Below are 22,888 nucleotides of genomic sequence, written 5' to 3' on the forward strand. Positions count from 1 at the left end.
ATCTAAAAACCGCATCTGGCCGGAAATGGCCATGGCGCCTGTCGCATGCGGTGCTCGCGCACGCCGCATCAGGCATCATGCATTTATTTCTAATGCAATCGGACCGGCAAAGGAAAGCGATACCAGTCCGGATCATTAACGCCGGATCAGCAGTTGGCGCATCTCCCTTCGACCGCAGTCGCTGAGCATCTCGTTGATCGCGGCCTGATAGCCCCGCAGCGAGTATTCGACGTGGGCCACCTGACCGTCGCGGGTCATGCCGTCGATGGCGAGCAGGTTGCCCTGGGTCAGGCCTTCAAGGCTCTCGATCGACATCGCGTCGCCGCGTCCAAGGGACTGGACCTGATTGTTCATGACGCTGAGAGGGATGCCCCAGCTGCCGCCGCTTCCGAAGACCGCACCGCTGATCGGCGACTGCGGATCGTAATAGACGGCCGCATCGAACTTCTGCTCGATGAGCAGCGGATCATCGCCCGCGTCTTCCGGCACGAGGAACCAGATATAGGGCTGGATCGGCCGCCAGTTGCTCGGCGCCCAGCGTTCGGCCGGGGTGATGGCAAAGCAGGCCCGCCGTCCATCCTGGAAAATCTCGCCCGTCTGCCAGTCGCGGAACTCCCGCTTGACCTCTGCCCCCGGCGGCAGGAGCGGCCGGAAGGATTCTTCGGCTTCGCGGGAAATGAGCTGGTACTGCGCGGAAGACCGGTTGGTGTTCGAAATGCGCAGGCGATAGATACCCGACCCGATGCGGAAGCGATGGGTGATCGGCGCCCGGCTGGGGATTTCGTCCAGGATCTGGCCATCGGCGTCATAGACCGCGACGACCGGATCGGGACCGCCATCGGTCGCGGCGGCGGTGAACTCCACCACGCCCGGGGCCTGCTTGCGGAAGGAATAGTCCTGCACGTCGGTCGCGTTGGCAAAGTCGCCGACGACAGAGCGCTGTTCCTCGGTCAGGATCAGGAGCTTGCCCGTCGCGCCGGTGAACGTGGCATCGCTCAGCTGCTCCACTGGGATGGGCGGCAGGGAATCGGGCGAGATCAGTCCGCGCTCGACGATGTCCTGCGACTGGCCGGGCAGCAGAATGCTGACCAGAACCCGGTAGGTGTTGCGCTTGCGCTCGACCTTGATGTTGGAGTTCCATGCCTCGCCGTCGCTGGACGGCTCGGCGCTCACAGGCTCGACCTTGATCACCTGCTCGGAGCCGATGACCTTGGTCGACATCTTCCCCCGGGCATCGTTCACGGCAAGCCGCGTCTGGTCGATGAAGGATTCCGTCCAGCGCGCCGGCGCCTCGCCCTCGCCTTCCACCTCGGCGGAAAGATAGACGACGGTTGTCTTGCCGTTCTTGGCCTGGCGCACCATCTCGCTCGCCGCCCTGGCAAAGATGGAATCGAGCGACTCGACCGGATCGCCGATCTGGTCTTCCGGCAGCACGAAGGCGGTGGACTGAGCCGCGCAGCCGCCGAGGCCCTGGGCCTTCAGCGTCAGCAGGAACTGGCCTGCCGGCGTCGCCGTCACATTGGCCGAGGTGAAGAGGTAGCTGTCGCGATAAAAGTCGACGGTCGGGTTGGGTCCGAAGGCCTCGCCGTTCACATAGGCCCTGAGGGTCGTCAGATCGGCCGGCGGGATTTCCCGGCGCCATCCGGTCTGCTCGCTCTGGAACAGGCTGTCGAAGGCCGCGTCGAGCTTGGCCTGCATCAGGTTGCGCAGCGGGTCCGAGACATAGGGATTGTTTCGGGAAAGCCCGGCATTGTCGACGATCAGCCTTGGCGTCGTCTCGCGAATGCAGCTCGCCTTGACCTTGGACCAGAGGTCGGCGACGGCCTCGGTCTGCACCGTCGTCGGACGGCCGACATCCAGCGGCGGCGGATTGTCGGCCGCAGCAGGCCGGGCGGCAGCGAGGACCCCCGACAGAACGGCAAGCACAAGCCCGCCTCTACGAACGATCGCCGTCACAACACAACCCCCATGTATCTGGTCTCGCCACCTGAAAGGCGAAGACCGGACACCCCTTCGGCGCCCGGCCTCTGGCAGCCTGTCTTACGCCTCGGGCGCTTCCCACGTCGGCTTGCCCGCAACGCGCACCTGGCACTCGGACGTGGAGCCGGAACCCGCAGCCTTTCCGTCGACCGTCTTGCTGTACTGGATGTCGCGGCACAGCAGCGCCGAGTCGCTCTTCTTGTTGTAGGTCTTGGTCGGCTTGGCCGTGTACTTGACCCGCTGACCCTTGGAATTCTTGAAGGTGCCGGTCGACGCCTGACCGCCGGAACGGGCGGCCCGGTAGACAACCCGCTGCTGCTGCTGGCGCTCGATCGCATCGCCGATGATCGCACCGGCGAAGGCGCCGACGAGACCGCCGATGAGGCAGCCGGCACCGGCATTGTCCGAAACGGCCGCGCCCACCGCGCAGCCGGCACCGCCGCCGAGCACGGCGCCCATGGTCGCTCCCTTGCCTGAGGTCTGGCATCCGGCAAGCCCCAGTCCGGCCACGGCAACCACCACGATCGCCACCCGGCTCATCTTCACGTTTGTCATCTGCATTTGCTTCCCCAATAGCAATTGCCGATCCCCCCGGGGCCGGCCAGCGAGTTGCGCGTCGTCAATCCCTGCAGGCAGCTCCCTGCTGGAAGGATTGATGACGCGATTTCAGAAAATGTCGGATTTCGTCGACGGTCTGGGCGAAGGCGAAGCCTGTCGCGACACTTGTAATGCCTTCCTGCGCCACGACATTGCCGGCCTGGTCCCGGCCTGGCACGATGACGGTCGCATTGTCCATGGCGCCCCACGTGTTGACGCCGACGACCTGTCCGCAGGCATTGATCAGCGGCCCGCCGCTGTTGCCATGATGGATGAGCGCCGAATGCGTGACGACTTCCACGCCGTTGCTCCGCTCCATGACATTCTGCACGGCGCCCGAGGAGATCACGACTTCAGGCACGGCCGAGAGGTCTCCCTGCAGGAAATCCGCGCGTCGCTGGTCGTTCTTGCCGACGACACCCGGAAACCCGATCGCATAGACGTCCGAGAGGCTTTCCACCGGCTCGCCGATCTCCAGCATGGATTGGCCGAGCGGCTTTTCGATGCGCAGCAGCGCGAAGTCCTCGCGCTTGTTCCGGGCGGCGTGGGAATCTGCCAGGACAGTGGCCTTGACATAGGTCTGGCCGGCAATCGAGACGAGAAGCATCGATGCCCCGTCGACGACATGGCTGTTCGTGAGCAGGGTCTGCGGATCGAGAAAGAACCCCGTTCCCGTGGAAAGGGTCTCCTTGATGCTGCCGTCTTCGGCCTTGGTCTCGCCGAAGTTGACGACAAAGACGACGGCCTCATGGGCCGCAGCCCTGAGCTCGTCCTTGGAAAGTTTGTGCGTTCCCCGTCCGCCGAGCACGCCACCGAGCGGCAGGGAGCTGGACGGGGACTTCTTGGCGGTGGAAGCCGGCGGCGACGCCGCGCCGCTTGAGCCGCCGATCAGGTCATTGAGATTGGCCGCACCCGCGGCAAGAGGGGCGACCAGGCAATACGCAGCGACCAAACAAGCCAGTTTTGACTTGAACGTCATTGTGGGCCCCCCTCGAAATACAGTCTCCTGGAAAGTCGCCAGTCTCAAAGCGGCGTAAAATTGAAAAATTCGGTTGTGTCTTGCCCCGTCAATACACTCAGTGACCATACCATTGCGCGCGGAGTCAAGCCATTGGGCAGTCTCGAAAGGTCACTCCTTGCGCGCTCGGTAAACGGGCGACCGCATTCTGGCGAGGGCCAGCGACGGCCGTGCAACGCCGATCAGCGTTGCCCGGGCCGGCCACAGGGCACGATCGGCCCGCCCGGATAGAAATCGTCGAGGACACGCACCGGGCGCGGGCAGTCGCCGGGCCGGTAGTCGGGGGCAGCCTCATAGACCGGAACGGTGACCGGACGCTCGTTCGTGACCCGGACCCGCGGCATGGCGGGCTGGGGACGGGGCGAGGGCGCGCCGGGGGCGGTGCCGCGCGCGACCGGCATCGGCACCTGGCCGTCGAACGCATAGACCGGACCGACAAAGGCGGAGTCGAGGGCGACTGTTCGCGCCGCGTCGGCCGGGGCATTGGCAAGCCGGATCGGCATCACCGACACGTCGGTGGCAACGCCCCCGCGATTGCTGGCCATGCCGAGCGCCGCGATCACCAACCGCTCCGGCTTCATCGAGGGGACGGTGGACAGGAACTTGGAGCGAAGCGCCTGGGCACGGGTATAGGCAAGCGCCCGGTCGGCCGAATTGCCGACCTGGAAGCCGACCGTCATCAGCACGAGGCCGTCGCGCCCGAGCTTCGGGGACAACTCGCTCACGGCACTCCCGAACTCCTTGGCTTCGCGAGTGCCGAGCTCCTTGGCCGCATGGGCGTATCGCACTGTGAGATTGCTGCGCCTGGCCGGGTCGAAGCGGGCCTCGATGCTGCGGCTCGGAAATTGCAGCATCAGCGACTGCTCTCCCGCGGCGAAGCTCTTCGCGGAAGGGTAAAAGGCACTGAGAAGCGTCGCAACGATGGCGACGAGGAAAGTCCTGCGACGGGCAACCATGGTCCTGATCCTTCGGTCGTGCGCCGGACCGCGTCACCGCGATGTCCTTGGCGCTGTTGCCGACGGCATGGACAGGCCTGCACCCGTTTTGCCGGCAGCGCCCGAAAAAACGACGAATGTCCTGCAGGCGTTCATGTTAACCAGAAGTGGAAAGACTGCCTTAACCAGACAGACCCGCTGGGTTGTAAATCTTTACAAGCAGCAACGTTCAATTCTATCAATTGCATTGCGGAAAGTTGCTCTCGGACCTCAACAAGAAGAAATTTTTCCGGGCATGGCGAAATCGGGGCTGAATTGGCCATGACCGTGATCGAGTTCGACAGAGCCTACTTGGGGGACCGCTGCCATGCCACGTATTTGCCGATCGACGCGCCATTGGGTCATTGCCGCATTTTCCTGCGCGGCCATTCTCGCCGGAGCTGAAGCCCCCGCCGTCGCCGGTGGGACCGATGCCTCGGCCACATCCATCATCCGCCAGCTGGCGCCGACGGCACCGTCGTCCCAAAGCACGATCACGTCGCCTTCGCCCGGCGGCACAGACAAGCGCGCAACGCGGCTCATTCGCCAGCCGGCCACCGTGCACGCTCATTCGATCCGCTCGCGGCCCGTCACGATCGTCATCGATCGCGCCTACAGCCTCGACTTCGATGTCTTCTTCGAATTCGACAGCGCCGCCCTGACGCCATCGGCCAAGGCATCGCTGCGCGAACTCGGACGCGCTCTCTCCTCGGCGGAACTGTCGCGTTACGATTTCCTCGTCGCCGGCCACACCGACGCCAAGGGGGACGCCGCCTACAATCTCGACCTGTCCGCCCGCCGCGCCATTGCGGTCGCCCGATACCTGATCGACGCCTTCCCGATCGATCCCTCACGCCTTTACACCGCCGGTTTCGGCGAGACGCAGCTGCGCCGTCCCGACCAGCCGACTGCCGGTATCAACCGCCGCGTCGAGGTGAGCCTCGTCGCCGAGATCCAGTGATCAACGCCGGAGGGCTGTCACACGTCCGGCCAATTCATTTTCAGGGGGTTACAATGTCTTTTCATTCCAGAGTTTTCGGTGCCTTCGCCCTGCTTGCCGCCTTCGCCGCGCCAGCCTGCGCCCAGACCGTTCCGCAAAGCGACCTGATGAGCCGCAATGTCACCGTGATGGTCTTCTCCGACGATGCCGACGAGGACACCATCCCGCGCGACAACCGCATCTTCAACCGCGTCATCGCCCGCATCCAGGAATCGCTCAACCTGCGCGGCTTCCAGGTGTTTGACGAGACCGCAGTCACCATGGGCTATACCGAGGCCCACCGGATCCGGCGCACCGACGCGGAATTCCTCGAGATCGCCCGCTCGGCGACGCCGAAGATCAACGTCGCGGTGATCTTCCAGATCTATGCCTCCGTCATCAAGGGCGACTACGCCCCCCTCGCCCGCCCCAAGGTCCGCATCGCCGGCCGCATGCTCAACGTCCAGAGCGGCCAGTTCATCGGTTCCTTCGAGGTGAAGGAATTCCCGCTGCAGCCCCTGCCCCGCTCCTGCGAGGACCGCGACTGCCTGCTTGAGAACATCGGCGACTATGCCGGCGATCTCGGCAATGCCCTTGCCGAAACGCTGGCCGACAAGCTGGCCGGTTTCGTCATCCCCAGTTCGCCCGCGATTGTCGGAGACGCCGGCGGCGCGCCCTTTGCCGACAACTCCGGCCCGGCCCTGCAGGTCGCTCCCGCCCAGCCGGCCACCGCCAACACCGCCGGCAACGGCTGCGTGGGCATGCCCGACACCTTCATCATCCGCTTCAAGGAATTCGAGGACGCCCAGATCAACCAGTTCGAATCCCTGCTGGCGTCCTTCGGCTGCTACACGCATCATGCAACGATCCGCAGCATGCGGGGGCTCGTCGAGTTCACCTACGACACCTCCTCGGGCGATGCCCGCCTGTCGCGGAACCTTCGCCTGCTGCTCGACTACGCCAACACCAAGGGCACCGTCTCGCAGACCGGCAACGTGTTCGAGGTCACGCAGGTCCGGACCCGCTGACAAGTCCGGCGGCGGGAGCAGGATCCCACCGCCGCCTCATACTCGACGAGACCAAGCCGAGCGCCATGCAGTCCCTCTCCCACCAGATCGACGAGCAGACCAAGACCGACGTGGTCGACATCGCCGATCTGCGCCGGCTGACGGAGGGACAAACGCTCAGGCTCGTTCAGGCACTCGCCGGCACCGCTGCCGGCCGCCACGACGGGGCCTGCCTCGTCGCCGCCCACGCGCTGCACATGCTGGCGCTCGTCGGGCCGGAGACTGCCGCGGACCGGGGCGATTTCCTGGTGGAATGCTGCCTCGACCCGCGGGTTTCGGGACGGAGCGCTCTCACGTCGCGCCTCTCCGGGCTGATGCGGGAGAATGAAACGGACGGCGCCGACACGGCGAGCTTCGCCCTGCCGGGTCTGGCCTTCCGCCTCACCTCCCGGCAGATCGCCGAGGCTCTGGCTTTCGTGCATTTCCTGCTGGTCGCCGACGGGCTTCAGTTCTTCGCCGACGTGAAGACGGCCCTCGACGAGATCGAAACCGGGGAAAGCAGACTGGAAACATCCGTGCAGACGATGACCCGGGCGCTTGGCCGCGTCGTCTACGCCTACCGGATGGCGCATTTTCCCGAACAGGACCTGATGCGGCGCAACGGTGCCCTTGCCGCCTATGTCCTCACGCAGGAAGGCGGCGAGAAGGGATTTTCCCGCGCCAGCGATGCCGTCATTCTCGGCGCCTGGCTGCATCTGGTGGACAACGGCGAGCGCACCCTGTTCGAGACGGTCGCACGGCGCTGCCTCCAGCTGGAGCGGGCCATACGCGAACGCAGGACACGTTCGCGCGTCCATGCCGACCAGGCTCTCGACGTCATCGGCGACCTTGCCGACGGCGACGGGCTTTCCACAGGTCCCGACGAGACGGATCTCGGTCCGGCCGGCTGGATCGCCGAGATTCCGGACAGCCCCAAGGTGTTGACCGGACCGGAGCGGGACCTTTTGACGGGCATCCTGTCGCTTGCCCCGCTGCATCGGGACAGGACGCTGACGGTGCTGCGGTCGCAGGTCTTCAGCAGCTTCCAGGACCGGCTTGCGCGGCAACTCGGCCAGCAGCCGGGCAAGGCGCCGAAGAGCTTGCAGCCCGACCGCGACTACGCGGCCCAGCTTGCCGCGAGCAACGCTGTGCTCGGCCACCTCGTCAACGTCGCGGTCCTGCTCGTGGAAGCCTCGAACGGGCCGGACGGCGAAAGCGGCGTCAGCCTGCCGAAGCGCCAGCGGATCCGCCGCGAAGGCTTCGACGCGCCGCTGGACGAGATCGCGGCGGCCCTCGCGCCCAGCCGTTCGGCGATCGCCCAGGTGATCGGCGAACTGCGCCATTTCAACGAGACGGCGAGCGCCCATTGCGGCCGCCACGCCGAGGACCTGCCCATCTTTACCGAGGCCTTCCACCGCCTCTTCAGCGTTTTGGAGAAGACCGATGACCTCCACTGCCTTTGAGGCCGACTACGAACTCATCGCCGATATCGAGGCGGGCCTGATCGCGAACGTCGCCAACACCGAGCGCACCGTCCGCCGCTTCGAGGAGCGGATCGGCGCATCGGTCCGCGCGCCCGTCGATCACGCCGCCCTCTGGCGTCATGCCCGGCGCCGGCCGGGTGACCCGGTCGACTTTGCCGCCATGCGGATGATACGCACCGACCCGGCCGCCCGGACCGCCCTTGCCCGCATGATGGCCGCGCAGTCGATCGCCTGCTCGCAGATGGCCTTTGCGGCCGCCGATTCCGGAGCGACCGCGCGGCAGATCGGCGACTATGGCTTCAGCCTCGAAGCCGACCCCGACAGCGGCCTCACCGCCCTCGTGATCGCACTGAACGATGCGGCCCGCGTTCCCCACGTCCTGCGCGCCGAAACCGGCGAACAGTCGCTGGTGCTGCCGCTGCCCGAACCGCAGGACGGGCTGATCGAGATGTATTTCGCCCACGACAATCCCGATCAGGCCGACATCATCGGTATCCTGGCCGAGCCGACCGCCCTGATCGCCCTGGAGTAGGAGATGCGCTCGTCGCAGGCCTTCCCCGCGCGCATCTTCATTCCAACGCCCGCCGGAACGGTCGAAATCCTGTCGATCACCAGACGGCAGGCGGGCGGGCACGCCCGCTCTGTGGTCCTGCGCGACCAGTCCTTCGAGCCGCTCAGGATGTCTGGCTCCTATCGCGCCTTCACCTCCGACGCCGGACCGCTCGCGCTTGCCGATCCCGACCAGCAGGCGGCGATGTATATCCTCCAGCTGACCCACGACATCGACAGCGGCGACAGCTGGAACCTGCCCGTATTGCTGGCCCATCTCCTGCGCGAGAACCACGACTCTCTTGCCGATGTCTTGGCGTCGGTCGGCAAGACGGACGATATGCCTCTCCTGTTCGCGACCGGCTCGCTCGCCTTCGATCCGGGCCGGCCACTCGCCGACCAGACGTTCCGGGCCGAGACCTACGCGCTTGAAAACAAGATGGCCGCGATCCTCTCTGTCATCGAGAAATCCGGACAACCGGCCTTTGTGCTCCTGCCCGCAAGCGCCCCGGAGAGCGAACTCGCCGGGGCGGAAAGGCTGTTGACGGGATCGCCTGCGAGGGATCGCATCCGCTACCATCGCTGCCGCAATGTCGGCGACGCCCTCGCGGCCCTCCGCGCGTCCGCCTCCACCCATGGCAATGACACGAAAGCCAGCAAAGGCTCAGCCGACACAGCTACGCGGAGCCCAGCAGGACAGCAATCTCCTGCCACCGCGACGAAGGCCGGCTCCAAGGCCAGCCCCTCATCCTCCGTCTGGAAAAAGCGGTCCGTCCTTGCCGGGTTGGTTCTCGTTCTCATGGCGGCCGGCGGGTTTGCCGCCCTTCAGGCCAGCTGGTTTGGAGAACCGGCGGGTGAAGACGTCGCGCAGGAGGCAACTTCCGAGCCTCTTCCTGCCAGTCGGCCACCGGACCCGTTGCCCGAGCCGGCAAACGCCACAGCGGATGAGACCGCGGCAGACGAGACCGCATCGGACGCAAGCGCGCCGGGCTCAAACGCATCCCCCAGCACGGCGCCGGACGCCTCGCCTGCTCCAACTCTGCCGGAAGGCTTTGCCATCGCCGCGCTCATGGCGCCCGAAGGCGCCAGTTGTTTCGCCCTGATGACGTCGGCAATCGCTGCACGGCATCAACCGTTGACGGTGACGACAACGGAGGCCGGCAGCGAGGTGACGCTGCCACCCGGCGCGTGTGGCGTTGCCTTGTCGATGAAGCCGGACTGGCAGATCGAGCTTTCAGGCGCGATGAAGGCGGATTTGATGAACATCGGCACGCGAACGGTCACTGCCCAAGGCGGGCCTGCGCTCGTCATCCAAGGCTACGCTCGCGCGTCCGTTGTCCTCGGAGACCGCCGCATATCGATTGCCGTCATTCGCCTTGCGGGCAATGGCAGCCATCCCGCCGTGCAACTCGACTGGCTCTGACCAGACCTAAACGCAAGGCGTATGGCCCGCAGAAGCCGCCGCCACACCGCTCAGTGACGCGGAGAGGTGTAGATCCGCTTCGCCACCAGAAACGCCAGCGGCATGGCGAGAAGAAATCCTGCTCCTGCCACCAGGGGGATGAGCCTCATCCCGTCCGCGTAGAGCGAGGGCACCGTCACGATGACAGTCACGAAGGAACCGGCAAGCGTGACACCAAGCATGATCCAGATGAGCACTGCGACCTTCAGCATATTCGTAACTCCTTCAATAAGGAGACGATAGGCCCGCCCGGCAGGCTCACGATTGATCTGCATCAATGCAACCGCATTTGGTAAGCAATCGATTCACCGGAATTCGGTCTTTTCATCCGGTTTTCATGATCCGGCTAATCGAAAGTCTCGAAATTCTTGATCAGAATCGACAACAATTGCCAAGGACAAAGTCTAGTCCGGCATCCGCCCACCGCTCATGGCGCGAGTCGATCAGGATTGGTATTGGGGCAGCAGGGTACGATTGAACGTGGAGAGGAATTGCACGGTTTGGCGCATCTGCCGCGCGTGCAATCCGATCTGCTGGAAGCGCGTTGCCAGCGGCACCGCCGAGCGATCGGCGGCGAGATCGTCGGCAAGGCTGCTGCAGTTCTCCACGATGGCATCGAGCGGTTTGCTCAACCCGGCGCGGATCGTTGATCCCACCTCGCCGGGTATCCCGTCGCCGGCAAGCCCGTCGATCGCGTTCGGATCGCTCAGGACCAGACGGATCATCCCGTCGAGGAGCGTGGCTGCAGCCCACACGTGCTCGGTATCGGACTTGAGCTCGACGCGCCCGGCGTCAACGCAGGCAACATCGATGGCGGCCAGCAGCCGCAGCATCACCTGGGATTGCGCGGCAAGAACGCCCCATTCGATCCGGCTGCCGGTCACCCAATCCGAGAAAGGTCCGTAATGCGAACGATCCATGGTCGCACCTGCCCTGCCTGTGGTTCTCGCCGTCGCATGAACGAATATTCCTTCATCATGCGCACTCTCGACCCAGGACGCAATTCAATCTCCAACAGTTGTCGTGGACGGTCGACAAATCAAGGTTGATCGGCATAAGTCAGAACCCCGCGGACGCATATGACCACGACGTGGTCTTGAGCCGGTCCGGCAAGGACATGCTCTCGCGGCTCGCGGGTGCGCGCCGCTTGTCCGCCCGGGCTTGCACAGGACGGAAGTCTGGAGCATTTCCGTGACACCGGGAAAAACGAAAATGCTCTAGGCTGGCAGCGACCTGCCGGACAGGCAATCAACGCGAACTCCCGTCACCCGCCCGTTCTCCAAAACCCTGCCAGTCACCAAGAACAATGAGGTCCCGCCAATGCGCAAGATCAGATGGGGTGTTCTGTCCACCGCCAAGATCGGCCGCGAACTCGTCATTCCCGCCATCATGAACGCGGCCAACGCCGAACTCGTAGCCATCGCCTCGCGCGATGAGGCAAGGGCCAAGGCGCTCGCCGACAGCCTTGGCGTCGCGAAAGCCTATGGTTCCTACGAGGCGATGCTCGCCGATCCCGAGATCGACGCCATCTACAACCCGCTTCCCAATCACCTGCATGTAGACCTCACGCTCGCCGCCGCCCGCGCCGGCAAGCATGTGTTGTGCGAAAAGCCGATCGGCATGGACTTGAAGGATGCCGAGCGCCTGCGCGAGTCGCCGAAAAACGTCTTCGTCATGGAAGCCTTCATGATCCGCTTCCATCCGCAGTGGCAGAGGGTCCGGGACATCGTTGCGAGCGGCGACCTCGGCGAAGTGCGGGCCGTCCAGACCTTCTTTTCCTATTTCAACGACGATCCTTCCAACGTCCGCAACATGGCCGACATCGGCGGCGGCGGCATTCTGGATATCGGCTGCTACGCGATCACCAGCGCCCGGATGGCCTTCGGCTCCGATCCGAAGCGGGTCGTCTCGCTGATCGACCGCGATCCGGCCTTCGGCACCGACCGGCTTGCGAGCGCGCTCATCGACTTCGGCGATGGCAAGCGCTGCGACTTCACCGTCTCCACCCAGCTCGTCCCCTTCCAGCGCGTCCATATCATGGGCACGAGAAAGCGCCTGACGGTGCTCATTCCCTTCAATCAGCCGACGACCGACGCAATCTTGCAGCTTTCGCAGGGCGCGCGCGGCGACACCGATCTGGAAACGATCGTCATCGACGGCTGCGACCAGTATCAGCGCGAGGTCGAGGCCTTCTCCGAGGCCATCGCGACCGGCACGCCGCTGCCCTACGGGATTGAGGATGCACTGGTGAACATGGCGACCCTCGACGCCATCTTCGAAAGCGAAAGGACAAACGGCTGGGTCAGCCTCGGCTGACATTGTCTCAGGAGGGCGCCAGCGCGACGCCCTTCACCTGCGCGTGGACGGTCATCCCTTCCGCAAAGCCCAGCCGCTGCCATGAGCGGCGGGTGACGCGGGCGAGAATACGTGCGCCCTCTCCGTCCTCGCCAAGTCCGAGCACGGCGACGACCTCGTTGTCGCCCGCCGGCGTGACCGACAGGATCCGCACCTGCATCACGTTTAGGATCGTGCTTTCCGTTGGCCGCTGCCGGGCAAGGGAAACGTCGCCCGCCGCGATCCTGAGACGCCGGGTCTGGCCGACGAGGTCGGCCGGCGCCGGCATCAGGAAGCGTCCGCCAGCGACCGAAAGCGTTGCGAGCCCGTCGGTCGCCTCATGCGACGTGATCTTCGCTTCAAGGGTGACGGCCGCATCGCGCCGAAGCGCCAGCGGCAGGGCCGGATCGCGCTGCAACGCGTCATAGGGACCGGCCGCGACCACCCGCCCCTTGTCCATCAGAACGAGATGGTCGGCGAGCCGCTCGACTTCCGAAATATCGTGGCTGACGTAGAGCGCGGGAATCCCGAGCCGGCCGTGCAGCCGCTCAAGGAAGGGCAGGATCTCGTCCTTGGTCTGGCGGTCGAGCGCCGACAAGGGCTCGTCCATCAGCAGCAGGCGTGGCTCGGATAGAAGCGCCCGTCCGATCGCCACGCGTTGGCGCTCGCCGCCGGAGAGCTTGTGCGTCGAGCGGTCGACGAGACGGGCAAGGCCGAGCAACTCCACCACATCGTCAAAACCGATCGACGCGGACGCACGGGTTCCCTTCGTCTTCGGTGCGCCGTAGAGCAGGTTCCGCCGCACGGACAGATGTGGGAAAAGGCTTGCCTCCTGAAAAACATAGCCAATCGGGCGGCGATGGACCGGAAGGAACGTCTTGGCGTCCTGCCAGACATCGCCGTCGATGACACAGCGCCCCTCGCGCATGTGGTTGAGGCCGGCGATACAGCGCAGGACCGTGGTCTTGCCGCAGCCGGACGGCCCGAAGAGCGCCGTGATGCCCTGCCCCGGAACCTCGAAGGCAACGTCGAGCGAGAACTGGCCCTGAACGCCGGAAAAGCGCGCCTCGATCATGGTTCCGCCCTGACCTTGCGCTTTTCGATCAGCGTCACCGCCAGGATGACCACGAAGGCGAAGGCCGCCATGCCGCCGGCAAGCAGGCTCGCCTTGTCCCACTGCGAGGTCTCGACATAGTCGTAGATCGCAACGGACAGCACCTTGGTGCGGCCCGGGATGTTGCCGCCGATCATCAGGACGATGCCGAACTCGCCGACCGTGTGAGCGAAGGTGAGCACGATGCCGGTGAGGAAGCCGGGACGGGCCAGCGGCAGCGCCACCGTCCAGAAAGCGCGCGCCGGCGAGGCACGAAGCGTCGCCGCCACTTCCAGCGGGCGCTCGCCCATCGCCTCGAAGGCGTTGCGGATCGGCTGCACCATGAAGGGCAGCGAATAAATCACCGAGCCAATCACGAGACCCTCGAAGGTGAAGGCGAGCGTGCGCGCGCCCCAGAGGCCGGCGAGCCATCCGCCCGGGCCCTGCGGACCGAGGGCGACCAGCAGGTAGAAGCCGAGCACGGTCGGCGGCAGGACGAGCGGCATCGCGACGATGGTCGCGACCCCCTCCCTCCACCAGGCACGCGTACGCGCCAGCCACCAGGCGATCGGCGTGCCGACGAGCAGGAGGACCGCCGTCGTCATTCCGGCCAGCTGGATGGTCAGCCAGACGGCGATCCAGATGTCTTCCGGCAACCCATCCATCAAGATCAGCTTCCCGCGTCGAAGCCGTAGCCGTATTTGGCGATGATCTCATGCGCCTTGGGTCCGCCGAGGAACGCCATAAAGGCCTTGGCCGCCTCGTTGTCGGCGCCCGTCTTCAGGAGCACGGCATCCTGGCGGATCGGCTTGTAGAGGTCTTGCGGAATGACCCAGCTCGACCCTTCGGTCTTTCCGGCAAGCTGCGACAGTGCCACGAAGCCGACTTCCGCATTGCCGGTGTCGACGAACTGATAGGCCTGCGAGATATTTGCCCCCTCGACGAGCTTCGGCTTCAGGCCATCGTAGAGGCCGAGCGAGGTCATGGTCTCGATCGCTGCCGCGCCATAGGGCGCCGCGACCGGATTGCAGATCGAAAGCGCCGTGAAATCGGCCTTCTTCAGCGTCTCCGCGTCGACGACGCGCGAAGCATCCCTGGACCAGAGCACCAGTTTGCCGACCGCATAGGTGAAGCGGCTGCCGGCAACGCCGAGGCCGTCCGTCTCCACCTTTTCCGGACGCGCCTGATCGGCGGCAAGGAACACCTCGAACGGCGCGTCCTGCGTGATCTGGGTGTAGAGCTTGCCGGTCGAGCCGAAGCTCAGCACCGCGTCATCGCCGGTTGCCTCCTTGAAGGCGGCGGCGATCTCCTTGGCGGCATCGGTGAAATTGGCGGCAACGGCCACATGCACCTCGCCGGCGAAGGCCGAGGCGACGACGCCGGTGGAAAGGGCGCTTCCAAGCAACAGGACGGCAAGAACGCGGGAGGCACGCATGAGAGGTTCCTTTCTCAGTCGATGGCGAGGATGACGTGGGAGGCGTCGAAAAGGGCAAAGGCCGGCAGGCCCGGCTGAAGGTCGAGCGCCTTGGCGCTCGCGGCGGAAATGGTTGCAGCAAGGCTCTTGCCGCCGCCGATATCGAGGACAACTTCCGCCGAGACGTCCGAGGCCGTGCAGCGCCGGACCGTCGCGGCGATCCGGTTGCGCACGGAAACGGCCGGCGGCTCCTTGCCCGTCGCGACCACGACGAAGGGCGCCTTGACGAGGACGATGGCTTCCCGCCCCACGCAAAGGCCAAGCTCGCGCACGCTCTCGTTGGTGACGAGCGCGTGGATCGTGGTGCCGGGCGCGACGTCGACGGCAACCGCCGCCGCGATGGCGTCGGATTGAATGGCGCTGATCGTGCCGCGCAGTGTGTTTCGGGCGCTCGTTCGCATCAGAAATCCCGTGATCAGACTGCCCGGCGAAATACCGGTGCCAGCGAGTTCGGACTGAAGCGCGCGCAGGGTGCGCTCCATCTCCGCTTCCAGCCGGTGAAAGGCTTCGATGACGCGGATGCCGGTCGGCGTGAGTTCCGCTCCGCCGCCCGCCTTGCCCCCGGCGCGGGTTGCCAACATCGGCGCGCCGAAAAGATTGGCCATGGCGTCGAGCGCGTCCCAGGCGGCCTTGTAGGAGAGCCCGACCGCCTTGGCGCCGGCCGTGATCGAGCCTTCGCGCGCCACGGCCTCAAGCAACCGGATGCGTTCGCGCCCGACGCTGCCCGCGTTTTCCGCCTTCAGGGAGATATGCGCTTCTATCGTCATGTAGTCAGACTATATAGCGATGGCCGCAAGCGCAAGTTCCGTCATTTTGCGGATGCGGAACGGCGGGTGGCGCGGGGCTTGCCGCGGACTAGCGTCCCCGCAGCATGGAGAAGGAATAGAGCGCCAGCGCCGCCCAGATGAAGCCGAAAGCAACCAGCTTTTCCGGGCCGAACGGCTCGTGGAAGACGAAGACGGCGATCAGGAAGATCATCGTCGGCGCGATATACTGCATGATGCCGATGGTGGAGAGTTTGAGCAGCTTGGCCCCGTTGGCGTAGATCATCAGCGGCACTGCCGTGACCAGCCCCGACGCCATCAGCAACAGCATGTCCGGCATCCCCGTGAAGCCGAAATGGCCCTCCCCGGAGGTGTACAGATAGGCGAGGTAGCCGAGCGCGACCGGCGAAAGCAGCAGCACCTCCAGGAAGAACCCCTGATTGGGACCGACCGGCAACGTCTTGCGCAGGAGCGCATAGCAGCCCCAACTGAAGGCGAGCGCCAGCGAGACCCATGGCAGTCCGCCGGCTCCAACCGCGAGAACCGCCACCGCGACGACCGCAAGACCGATGGCGGCAAGCTGGATCGGCGTCAGACGCTCCTTCAGGACGATGGCGCCCAGCGCCACGCTGAACAGCGGATTGATGTAGTAGCCGAGCGCCGATTCCAGCGCTCGGCCGGCCGCGATCGACCAGACATAGATCAGCCAGTTCACGCTGATGAGGCTCGCCGTCAGCGCCGCCATGCCCAGCATACGCGGCGTCTTCAGGGCGATCCACACATCGCCCACGCGCCCACGGAAGGCCAGAACGAAGCCGGCGATCGGCACTGACCAGAGAATGCGGTGGGCGACAACTTCCGAGGAGGGAATGTGTGCCACCGCCTTCATGTAGAGCGGCAGGAAGCCCCACAGGACATAGGCGGTGAACGCGTAGCCGAAGCCGGCAAGCGTGTCTTCATTCTTGAGCGCCGGCGCCGGCTGCGAGCTGTCGAGGGCCATCGAAGTCTTTCCGTGAGACTGGCCGTGTAAACCGGTTCAACGCAAAAGACCAATTCATTTCCTTGATGACTGCCCTTGAGCCGGGTCTGCAACGCACCGGCCCCTCAGGAAACCACCATCGTCTCCACCGACATGATCATCGGCAGGTGCATGGCGGCCATCTGCCAGGTTTCGCCCTCGTCGGGGCTGGCGAACAGCGTGCCGGAGTTGGTGCCGAAATAGACGCCGGCGGGCGCCAGCGCGTCCGTCGCCATCGCCTGCCGCAGGACGCAGAGATAGGCGTTTTCCTGCGGCAACCCCTGACGCAGGTCCTGCCATGTCCGGCCGCCGTCGCGCGTGCGCCAGACCGCAGCCTTGCCGTCGGGCATGTAGCGTCCCTCCTGGCCGTTGAGCGGCACGAGGAAGAGCGTGTCCGGGTCGCGCGGATGCGTCGCCGCCGGAAAGCCGAAGGTGGAGGGAAGCCCCTCCTCGACGCACGTCCATCCTGTGCCGCCATCGTCGCTGCGATACATGCCGCAGTGGTTCTGCTGGTAGAGACGCAGCGATTTGCCCGGCGCGCGCACGAGGCAGTGGACGCATTGGCCGTATTCCGGATAGCGCATGTCCTCGGGCATGAAATCGCAGCGTGTGCCCTGGTTGCGCGCCTCCCAGGTCTTGCCGCCGTCCGCCGAATGAAACACGCCAGCGGCGGAAATGCCGACCCAGATGCGGCCGGGGTCTTCCGGATCGGTCACCAGCGAATGCAGGATGAGTCCACCGCCGCCCGCCTGCCACTCGGGCCGCGAGGGATGCGCCTGCAGGCCGTCGACATGCGAAAAACTCTTCCCGCCGTTCTCGCTGACGAAAAGGCCCGCCGGTTCGACGCCGACATGCAGCCGTCCCTTTGAGGATGAAAGGCTCCAGACCGATTTCAGCGCCTCGGCACCATCCGGATTGGTAAGCCCATCGCCCGACCAGTCCCACGTTTCGCCGAGATCGTCGGACCGCCAGACGCCGATCCCCGTCCACGGATTGCCGCCGCCGGCGTAGATCGTTCCGGTGGCTTCGTCGCCGACGACATGATGAATGGGCCAGTGGTCGCAGAAGGGGCCGCGAAGCTTGAAGCCCTTGCGCCCGGCATCGCTTTCAAGAATGAACGCACCCTTGTTGGTGCCGATCAGCACCAGAACTCTCTCCGCCATTCGTTCGCCCTCCCTGACATCGGGCCACCATTTCCCTGGTGCCCTGTCCGGCTGCTTTTCCCCCTCGCCCGCGCCGCAAGCATGTCCGCAAAATTACGTTGATGTCAACGTATCAAGCTCGATGAGCCACGAATGCTCCAGGCGCTAGACGCCGCAGTCGGAAAGAAACCGTTCCACCATGGGTCGGTAGCCGCCGCCGAAAAGGCGCAGGTGAACCAACGCCGGCCACAGGCTGTAGACCGCCTGCCGCTCGCGATACCCCGGCTCCAGCGGTCCATAAGCCGAATAGAACGCAGGTGACGGAGACCCGAACAGGCAGAGCATGGCGAGATCCACCTCAGAGTGGCCGAAATAGCAGGCGGGGTCGATCAGCCCCGTCACCTGTCCGCCGGCGACAAGCACGTTGCCGGTCCAGAGATCGCCGTGAAGAAGCGAGGCTTTCGGCCGCTCCGGCAACCGGACGCCGAGGCTGTTGCAAAGCCTCTCGATCCGCCGTCCGAGATCGGCGGGAACATGGGCGAGAAAGACCCGAAGCCGGCGCTCGGCCCAGAATTCCGGCCAGGTCTCGCTCCAGCCATTCTCGATCGGAACCGGGCCGAAGGCATGGTCGCTCTCCCAGCCATAGGCATCGCCCGGGACATCATGCAGCAGGCGGACAGCGGCTCCGAGCGCTCCCCAGGCACTCCCGAGAGAGCCATCGCTTGCAAGCGCTTCCATGACCAGCAGGTCGCCTGCAACGCCGAGAACCTCCGGCGCCGGGGCCCCACTTTGGGCAATCGCGCGAAGCATTGCGGCCTCCCGCTGCACCTGCGGTCCATGCTTGAGAATGACGCTCCGGCCGTCCTGCAATTCGACGCGTTCCACAAGCGAGAGGTCGCCGCCGGCCATCCGGGTGCGGCGCACGGGTGCGGCCCCCACCAGCCCGCTCAGCAATTCAAAGTCGTCGAAGCGCGCCATCCCCTTTTTCCGTCGTATTCGTTGAACCGTTGTTCAATCGATTAGGTTTCGAGCGGGTCAATGCCCAGCGATCATCCATGTGTGAGCGGTGGCGATTCAAGATCCGCATCTCCGCTGGCCTCGCCATGGATGCCCCGGATCGGCGGAAATCCGGACAAAAAGACAGCACGGTATCTCGCCGCAGTATTTCATCCCCGCTCTTTGGCATCCCGTTTAAACGAACGTTTACAGGATCATGCAATTGTCGTTGCTGAAAACAGCCGTCGGCATCATTTTTCAGTTCTGGGATTGCCCGTTGGACACGTTCTGGGCCAGCATTGAAGACAGTTTCGCACTGCTCCTGATCGTAGCGGTTGCATGGAACGTCGTTCGGGATCTGACGGCCACGTGGCACCAGACTCACCGCGAACTGGCATCGGCCGCCGTGACCGGTCTCGGGGCCATTCTCCTGATGGCCGTCGAACGATTTGACGCGACCAGCGTCGGAATGAACCTCCATCCTGTTCTTCTCGCGCTCTGCGGCTTTCTCGCCGGTCCCGTCGCGGCGACCCTTGCCGCCGTCGTCGCCGGTGCCGGCGGCATCCTGTTGAAGACAGAGCCCTTTATCGGCATCTACCTGATGACCGCCGCCGCGACCGCGGTCGGCATCGCCGCCCACCATCTCCTTCACGGCCGCCGGCCGACGGAACGCGACCTCCTCTGGCTTGCCATTCTGCTTTCGACCGGAGCCATGGTCGGCGAGGCCGTTCTGTATCTGGCCAGGGCCGACGGCAACGAGGGTCTCCTGATCCCCCTTGCCGGAATTTTGACCTTTGTCGCCGCGCTCGTGAGTGGGCTTACCTGCATCGCCGAGGAGGCCCGGCGCGAAGCAACGGCGGCAACCCGGTTCTTCCGCGCCATCGTCGACACCCTGCCGGACGGTCTCAGCGTCAAGGACAAGGACGGCCGATTTCTGGCGGCCAATCCCGCAACCGCCCGGCACCTTGGTGCCGACCGTCCTGCGGATGTCATCGGACGGACCGACTTCGATTATCTGCCGATCGAGATTGCCCGGAAGAGCCATCTCGATGAGCAGCAGGTGGTGCTGACGGGCCAGCCGATGACCTTCCAGCAGACCAGCGTCAGTGCCGACGGCAGGTCCATGTTCCTGTCGAGCCACAAGTCGCCGCTGCGCGACGAAATCGGCAAGATCGTCGGCATCGTGACCCACAATCGCGACGTCACCGAAAAGAAGAAGCTGGAAAGCCAGTACCAGGAAAGCCAGCAGTTGCTCGCGGACGCCTTTGCCTTCATGGCCGATGGTCTCGTCATCTACGACGGCAGCAACAGGATCGTCTTCAGCAACAATCAGTTTCGCGAACTCTTTCCCCGCACGTCGGATTTGCGCGTTCCCGGCACCTCTCTGGAGCATGTTCTGCGTGCAGCGGTCCAGCGCGGCGAGGAAACGCCTTCCGGCGATTTGGACGACTGGATCCAGATGGTCCTGCATGCGGGACGCACGAACGAAAGCCGCCAATTCAAGCTCGGCGACGGCCGCTGGATCGAGGTTCGCGACCGCAGGCTTGCCAATGGCGGTTTCCTCAGCGTTGTCAGCGACATCTCGAAGTCCAAGCTGACCGAGACGACCCTCGCGACGATGAACCGGCAGTTGGCCGTCCTTGCCGAAACGGACGGTCTGACGGGTCTCGGCAATCGCCGGGCCTTTGAAGAAAAGATCGAGCGGGAATTCGCCCACGCCAGGGACACAGGCTCTGCGCTCAGCCTGCTCTTCGTCGATATCGACGTCTTCAAGGCCTATAACGACACCTACGGCCATCTGGCCGGCGACGACTGCATCCGCAGGATCGCCAGCTGCCTGCGCGGCATCTGCAACAGGCCGGTCGACCTCGTTGCCCGCTATGGCGGCGAGGAACTCGTCGCCATTCTCCCCAACTGCCGCCGGGAGAGCGCCTTCGTCATCGCCGAGGGCTTCCGCGTCTCCATCCGCCAGCTCGCCATGCCGCATGTGGCCAGCGAGAAGGGGCTCGTCACCATCAGCGGCGGTCTCTTCACCATGGACCGGCTGAACCCGGCCGGGAATGTCCGCGAGATGATCAAGCGCGCCGACGACGCCCTCTACCAGGCAAAGCGGACCGGCCGGGATTGCGTCATCAGCTGGCAGCCCTTCGAAAACGATGACATGGATGTCGACGTGGACGAGACCGAGACCGAGACCGAGATGCTCGTCTACCGCGCCTGAGACATCCTGCCCGCTCCGGCATCACCGGGGCGCCGAAGGATCGCGCGCCGACCGGATGAGGTCGTGCACGAATCCGAGTTTTTCCTTCACCGGCTCCGACAGGATGAACGGATAAAGGTCCGGCTGGCCCATGCTGCGGCTGAGGCTGTTCATCGCCACCGTCAAAGGCACCCAGGGTTCGATCAGGTCGTCGACCCTTTCCGTGTGATAGGGATTGGCGGCCATCGGGCTCTCCAGCCCGTCGCCGACATCGACATGCGCCCGGATAGCGATCCCGTAACTGCGCGCCGTCTCCAGACCATCGACCATGTGGACATAATGGGCGAAGGTCTCGGCGAAATCCTCCCACGGATGGGCCGAGGCATAGCTGCTGATGTGGTGCAGGGGCCAATCGGCGCGCGGCCCCTGTTCGTAGTGCTGCTCCAGGGCCTCGCCGTAGTCGGCCCGCTCGTCGCCGAAGATGTGCCGGAATCCGTCGAGCCGGCCGCCGTCCCGCACCAGCAGGTTCCAGTAGAAGTGCCCGACCTCATGGCGGAAATGGCCGAGAAGGGTGCGATAGGGCTCGGCCATCGCCGTCCGCCGACCTTCCCGCTCGACATCGTCCGCCTCGGCGATATTGATCGTGATGAGGCCGTCCTGATGACCCGTCATGACCGGCTCGACCGTGCCGTCCGGCTTCGTCACGTCGGCCATGAAATCGAAGGCCAGGCCTTCATTCGGGTCCTCCGTGCGGCTCGGCATCGGCAGTTGCCAGCGGGTCAATGAATAGAAGAGGTGACGCTTGGCCCGCTCCAGCTTCACCCAGCGGGTCTGGTTTTCCGGCTGCGTCAGATCGGGGACGGTCTGGTTGTGACGGCAGGCGGCGCAAAGCCCCGGGCCATGCCTGGCGGGAAGCAGCCAGTTGCAGGCGTCCCTTTTGGCATTGTCGCAGAAGAAATAGGAGCCCCCGTCGATCAGGGCCCGCCAGACGCCATTGTCCTCCTCGACGGCAGACATGCCGGCAAGGCCCGGGATATAGCCGAGCCAATGGCCGCATTGGAGACACGCCGTGTTGTCGAAGTGGACGGCATTGCCGCAGGACTGGCACTCGAAAATCTTCATGGAACCAACATCTCTCACCGCAGCCCGCCGCTCGGATGCCTTCCTAGCATCCTTTTGAAGCAGCGGGGCAACGGTTGAGGCCTGCCGAAGGTTCCAGGCCGAGTGGCATTACCCTTGGCCGAAGCTCACTTCCGAGGCATCGCTCTCGTCCTTGAGCGCCCGTGCGTTGGCAAAGTCCAGCCGCTCCACGCGCTTTCCATCGTGATAGACGAAGGCGAGTTGACGCCGGCGCGAGGCAAGCTGGGCCGGCAGCGGATCGTAGCGAACGCCCTGCCCCCCCAGCAGCGGCACGACCGACCCGACATCCGTCAGATCCTCGATCTCGACGCGCAGGAGATGCAGTCGCCGCCCCTCTTCGTCGACGCCGACGAACGGAATTCCCGCAAGCCGCAGGAAGCTCGTGACGTCGGATGTCGTCGCGAAGCTCTCGACGAAGGTCTTCTCCACGAGGTCGAGGTCGCGCTGCGCCGGCGGCGGCTCGTGGACGTGGTCATGCGGCAGATGCGGCGTCTGCCACTGCGTCGTGTCGCGGCCGCCGTTGTGTCCCGGGCCAACGTGCGAATGCCCGTGGCCGTGGTGGTGATGGCCATGCGCATGGCTGTGCGCATGCGAATGGCCGTCATGATGATGGTGGTCGTCGTGCATGAAAGCAGTCC

Annotated in this window: 23 protein-coding genes; 7 read left to right on the forward strand and 16 right to left on the reverse strand. The window is 65.0% G+C overall.

What is annotated here, in order from left to right:
- Nucleotides 1-135 precede the first annotated feature (135 nt).
- The 4 genes from HDIA_RS16840 to HDIA_RS16855 form a co-directional block, all read right to left on the reverse strand.
- A complete protein-coding gene (locus HDIA_RS16840; protein WP_157775701.1) occupies nucleotides 136-1,956 on the reverse strand; it encodes a hypothetical protein in 1,821 nt (606 codons plus the stop codon).
- An 84-nt stretch (nucleotides 1,957-2,040) separates the two neighbouring features.
- A complete protein-coding gene (locus HDIA_RS16845; RefSeq protein WP_157775702.1) occupies nucleotides 2,041-2,535 on the reverse strand; it encodes a glycine zipper domain-containing protein in 495 nt (164 codons plus the stop codon).
- A gap of 64 nt (nucleotides 2,536-2,599) precedes the next feature.
- On the reverse strand, nucleotides 2,600-3,556 hold the full coding sequence (locus HDIA_RS16850) for a S1 family peptidase (RefSeq protein ID WP_157775703.1): 957 nt from the start codon (nucleotides 3,554-3,556) through the stop codon (nucleotides 2,600-2,602).
- 221 nt (nucleotides 3,557-3,777) lie between these two features.
- A complete protein-coding gene (locus HDIA_RS16855) occupies nucleotides 3,778-4,551 on the reverse strand; it encodes a hypothetical protein (RefSeq protein WP_099557220.1) in 774 nt (257 codons plus the stop codon).
- A gap of 346 nt (nucleotides 4,552-4,897) precedes the next feature.
- On the opposite strand from HDIA_RS16855, the gene HDIA_RS16860 reads away from it, so the two are divergent.
- The 5 genes from HDIA_RS16860 (at nucleotide 4,898) to HDIA_RS16880 (ending at nucleotide 10,050) form a co-directional block, all read left to right on the forward strand.
- Nucleotides 4,898-5,530 (forward strand): OmpA family protein, encoded by a 633-nt coding sequence (locus HDIA_RS16860; RefSeq protein ID WP_099557221.1) that lies wholly within the window; start codon nucleotides 4,898-4,900, stop codon nucleotides 5,528-5,530.
- Between the two features lie 53 nt (nucleotides 5,531-5,583).
- Nucleotides 5,584-6,576, forward strand: a complete 993-nt coding sequence (locus HDIA_RS16865; protein WP_099557222.1) for a hypothetical protein — start codon at nucleotides 5,584-5,586, stop codon at nucleotides 6,574-6,576.
- Between the two features lie 65 nt (nucleotides 6,577-6,641).
- Nucleotides 6,642-8,057 carry a hypothetical protein gene (locus tag HDIA_RS16870; RefSeq protein WP_099557223.1) on the forward strand — a complete coding sequence of 472 codons (1,416 nt, stop codon included), beginning with the start codon at nucleotides 6,642-6,644 and terminating at the stop codon, nucleotides 8,055-8,057.
- Entirely contained in the window at nucleotides 8,038-8,610 is a 573-nt protein-coding gene (locus HDIA_RS16875) for a hypothetical protein (RefSeq protein ID WP_099557224.1), read from the forward strand. The genes HDIA_RS16870 and HDIA_RS16875 overlap by 20 nt, the downstream gene beginning before the upstream one ends.
- Nucleotides 8,611-8,613: 3 nt before the next feature.
- The gene (locus HDIA_RS16880; protein WP_099557225.1) at nucleotides 8,614-10,050 is read left to right on the forward strand and encodes a hypothetical protein; all 1,437 of its coding nucleotides are present in this window, start codon (nucleotides 8,614-8,616) and stop codon (nucleotides 10,048-10,050) included.
- 50 nt (nucleotides 10,051-10,100) lie between these two features.
- Here HDIA_RS16880 and HDIA_RS16885 read toward each other — a convergent pair whose 3' ends face one another.
- Both HDIA_RS16885 and HDIA_RS16890 read right to left on the reverse strand, forming a co-directional pair.
- Nucleotides 10,101-10,301, reverse strand: coding sequence for a hypothetical protein (locus HDIA_RS16885; protein ID WP_099557226.1), 201 nt, complete (start codon nucleotides 10,299-10,301; stop codon nucleotides 10,101-10,103).
- Nucleotides 10,302-10,532: 231 nt separating this feature from the next.
- On the reverse strand, nucleotides 10,533-11,009 hold the full coding sequence (locus HDIA_RS16890) for a hypothetical protein (protein WP_099557227.1): 477 nt from the start codon (nucleotides 11,007-11,009) through the stop codon (nucleotides 10,533-10,535).
- A 400-nt stretch (nucleotides 11,010-11,409) separates the two neighbouring features.
- Here HDIA_RS16890 and HDIA_RS16895 point away from each other — a divergent pair, with 400 nt between their 5' ends.
- Nucleotides 11,410-12,405: a Gfo/Idh/MocA family protein gene (locus tag HDIA_RS16895; RefSeq protein ID WP_099557228.1), complete on the forward strand. Its 996-nt coding sequence runs from the start codon at nucleotides 11,410-11,412 to the stop codon at nucleotides 12,403-12,405.
- 7 nt (nucleotides 12,406-12,412) lie between these two features.
- Here HDIA_RS16895 and modC read toward each other — a convergent pair whose 3' ends face one another.
- From modC to HDIA_RS25615, 8 genes are all read right to left on the reverse strand, one after another.
- The gene (gene modC, locus HDIA_RS16900; RefSeq protein WP_099557229.1) at nucleotides 12,413-13,498 is read right to left on the reverse strand and encodes a molybdenum ABC transporter ATP-binding protein; all 1,086 of its coding nucleotides are present in this window, start codon (nucleotides 13,496-13,498) and stop codon (nucleotides 12,413-12,415) included.
- Entirely contained in the window at nucleotides 13,495-14,181 is a 687-nt protein-coding gene (gene modB / locus HDIA_RS16905) for a molybdate ABC transporter permease subunit (protein WP_099558965.1), read from the reverse strand. Before modB ends, modC begins: the two co-directional genes overlap by 4 nt.
- A gap of 5 nt (nucleotides 14,182-14,186) precedes the next feature.
- A complete protein-coding gene (gene modA, locus HDIA_RS16910) occupies nucleotides 14,187-14,951 on the reverse strand; it encodes a molybdate ABC transporter substrate-binding protein (protein ID WP_099557230.1) in 765 nt (254 codons plus the stop codon).
- 14 nt (nucleotides 14,952-14,965) lie between these two features.
- Nucleotides 14,966-15,757 (reverse strand): TOBE domain-containing protein, encoded by a 792-nt coding sequence (locus HDIA_RS16915; protein ID WP_099557231.1) that lies wholly within the window; start codon nucleotides 15,755-15,757, stop codon nucleotides 14,966-14,968.
- Nucleotides 15,758-15,845: 88 nt separating this feature from the next.
- Nucleotides 15,846-16,754: an EamA family transporter RarD gene (gene rarD / locus HDIA_RS16920; RefSeq protein ID WP_099557232.1), complete on the reverse strand. Its 909-nt coding sequence runs from the start codon at nucleotides 16,752-16,754 to the stop codon at nucleotides 15,846-15,848.
- 104 nt (nucleotides 16,755-16,858) lie between these two features.
- On the reverse strand, nucleotides 16,859-17,935 hold the full coding sequence (locus HDIA_RS16925; protein ID WP_099557233.1) for a WD40/YVTN/BNR-like repeat-containing protein: 1,077 nt from the start codon (nucleotides 17,933-17,935) through the stop codon (nucleotides 16,859-16,861).
- A gap of 144 nt (nucleotides 17,936-18,079) precedes the next feature.
- On the reverse strand, nucleotides 18,080-18,892 hold the full coding sequence (locus HDIA_RS16930) for a fructosamine kinase family protein (RefSeq protein WP_099557234.1): 813 nt from the start codon (nucleotides 18,890-18,892) through the stop codon (nucleotides 18,080-18,082).
- Nucleotides 18,870-19,391 carry a hypothetical protein gene (locus HDIA_RS25615; protein WP_162292660.1) on the reverse strand — a complete coding sequence of 174 codons (522 nt, stop codon included), beginning with the start codon at nucleotides 19,389-19,391 and terminating at the stop codon, nucleotides 18,870-18,872. The genes HDIA_RS16930 and HDIA_RS25615 overlap by 23 nt, the downstream gene beginning before the upstream one ends.
- Here HDIA_RS25615 and HDIA_RS16935 point away from each other — a divergent pair.
- Complete coding sequence (locus HDIA_RS16935) at nucleotides 19,380-21,131, forward strand: sensor domain-containing diguanylate cyclase (protein WP_162292661.1); 1,752 nt, start codon at nucleotides 19,380-19,382, stop codon at nucleotides 21,129-21,131. The genes HDIA_RS25615 and HDIA_RS16935 overlap by 12 nt on opposite strands.
- 21 nt (nucleotides 21,132-21,152) lie before the next feature.
- On the opposite strand, the gene HDIA_RS16940 is transcribed toward HDIA_RS16935, so the two are convergent.
- Together HDIA_RS16940 and HDIA_RS16945 are read right to left on the reverse strand one after the other, a co-directional pair.
- Nucleotides 21,153-22,232 (reverse strand): zinc-binding metallopeptidase family protein, encoded by a 1,080-nt coding sequence (locus HDIA_RS16940; RefSeq protein ID WP_099557236.1) that lies wholly within the window; start codon nucleotides 22,230-22,232, stop codon nucleotides 21,153-21,155.
- Between the two features lie 108 nt (nucleotides 22,233-22,340).
- Nucleotides 22,341-22,877 carry a hypothetical protein gene (locus HDIA_RS16945; protein ID WP_099557237.1) on the reverse strand — a complete coding sequence of 179 codons (537 nt, stop codon included), beginning with the start codon at nucleotides 22,875-22,877 and terminating at the stop codon, nucleotides 22,341-22,343.
- Between the last annotated feature and the right edge of the window lie 11 nt (nucleotides 22,878-22,888).

Origin of the sequence: Hartmannibacter diazotrophicus, assembly GCF_900231165.1 — a bacterium.
GTDB classification, from domain to species: Bacteria; Pseudomonadota; Alphaproteobacteria; order Rhizobiales; family Pleomorphomonadaceae; genus Hartmannibacter; species Hartmannibacter diazotrophicus.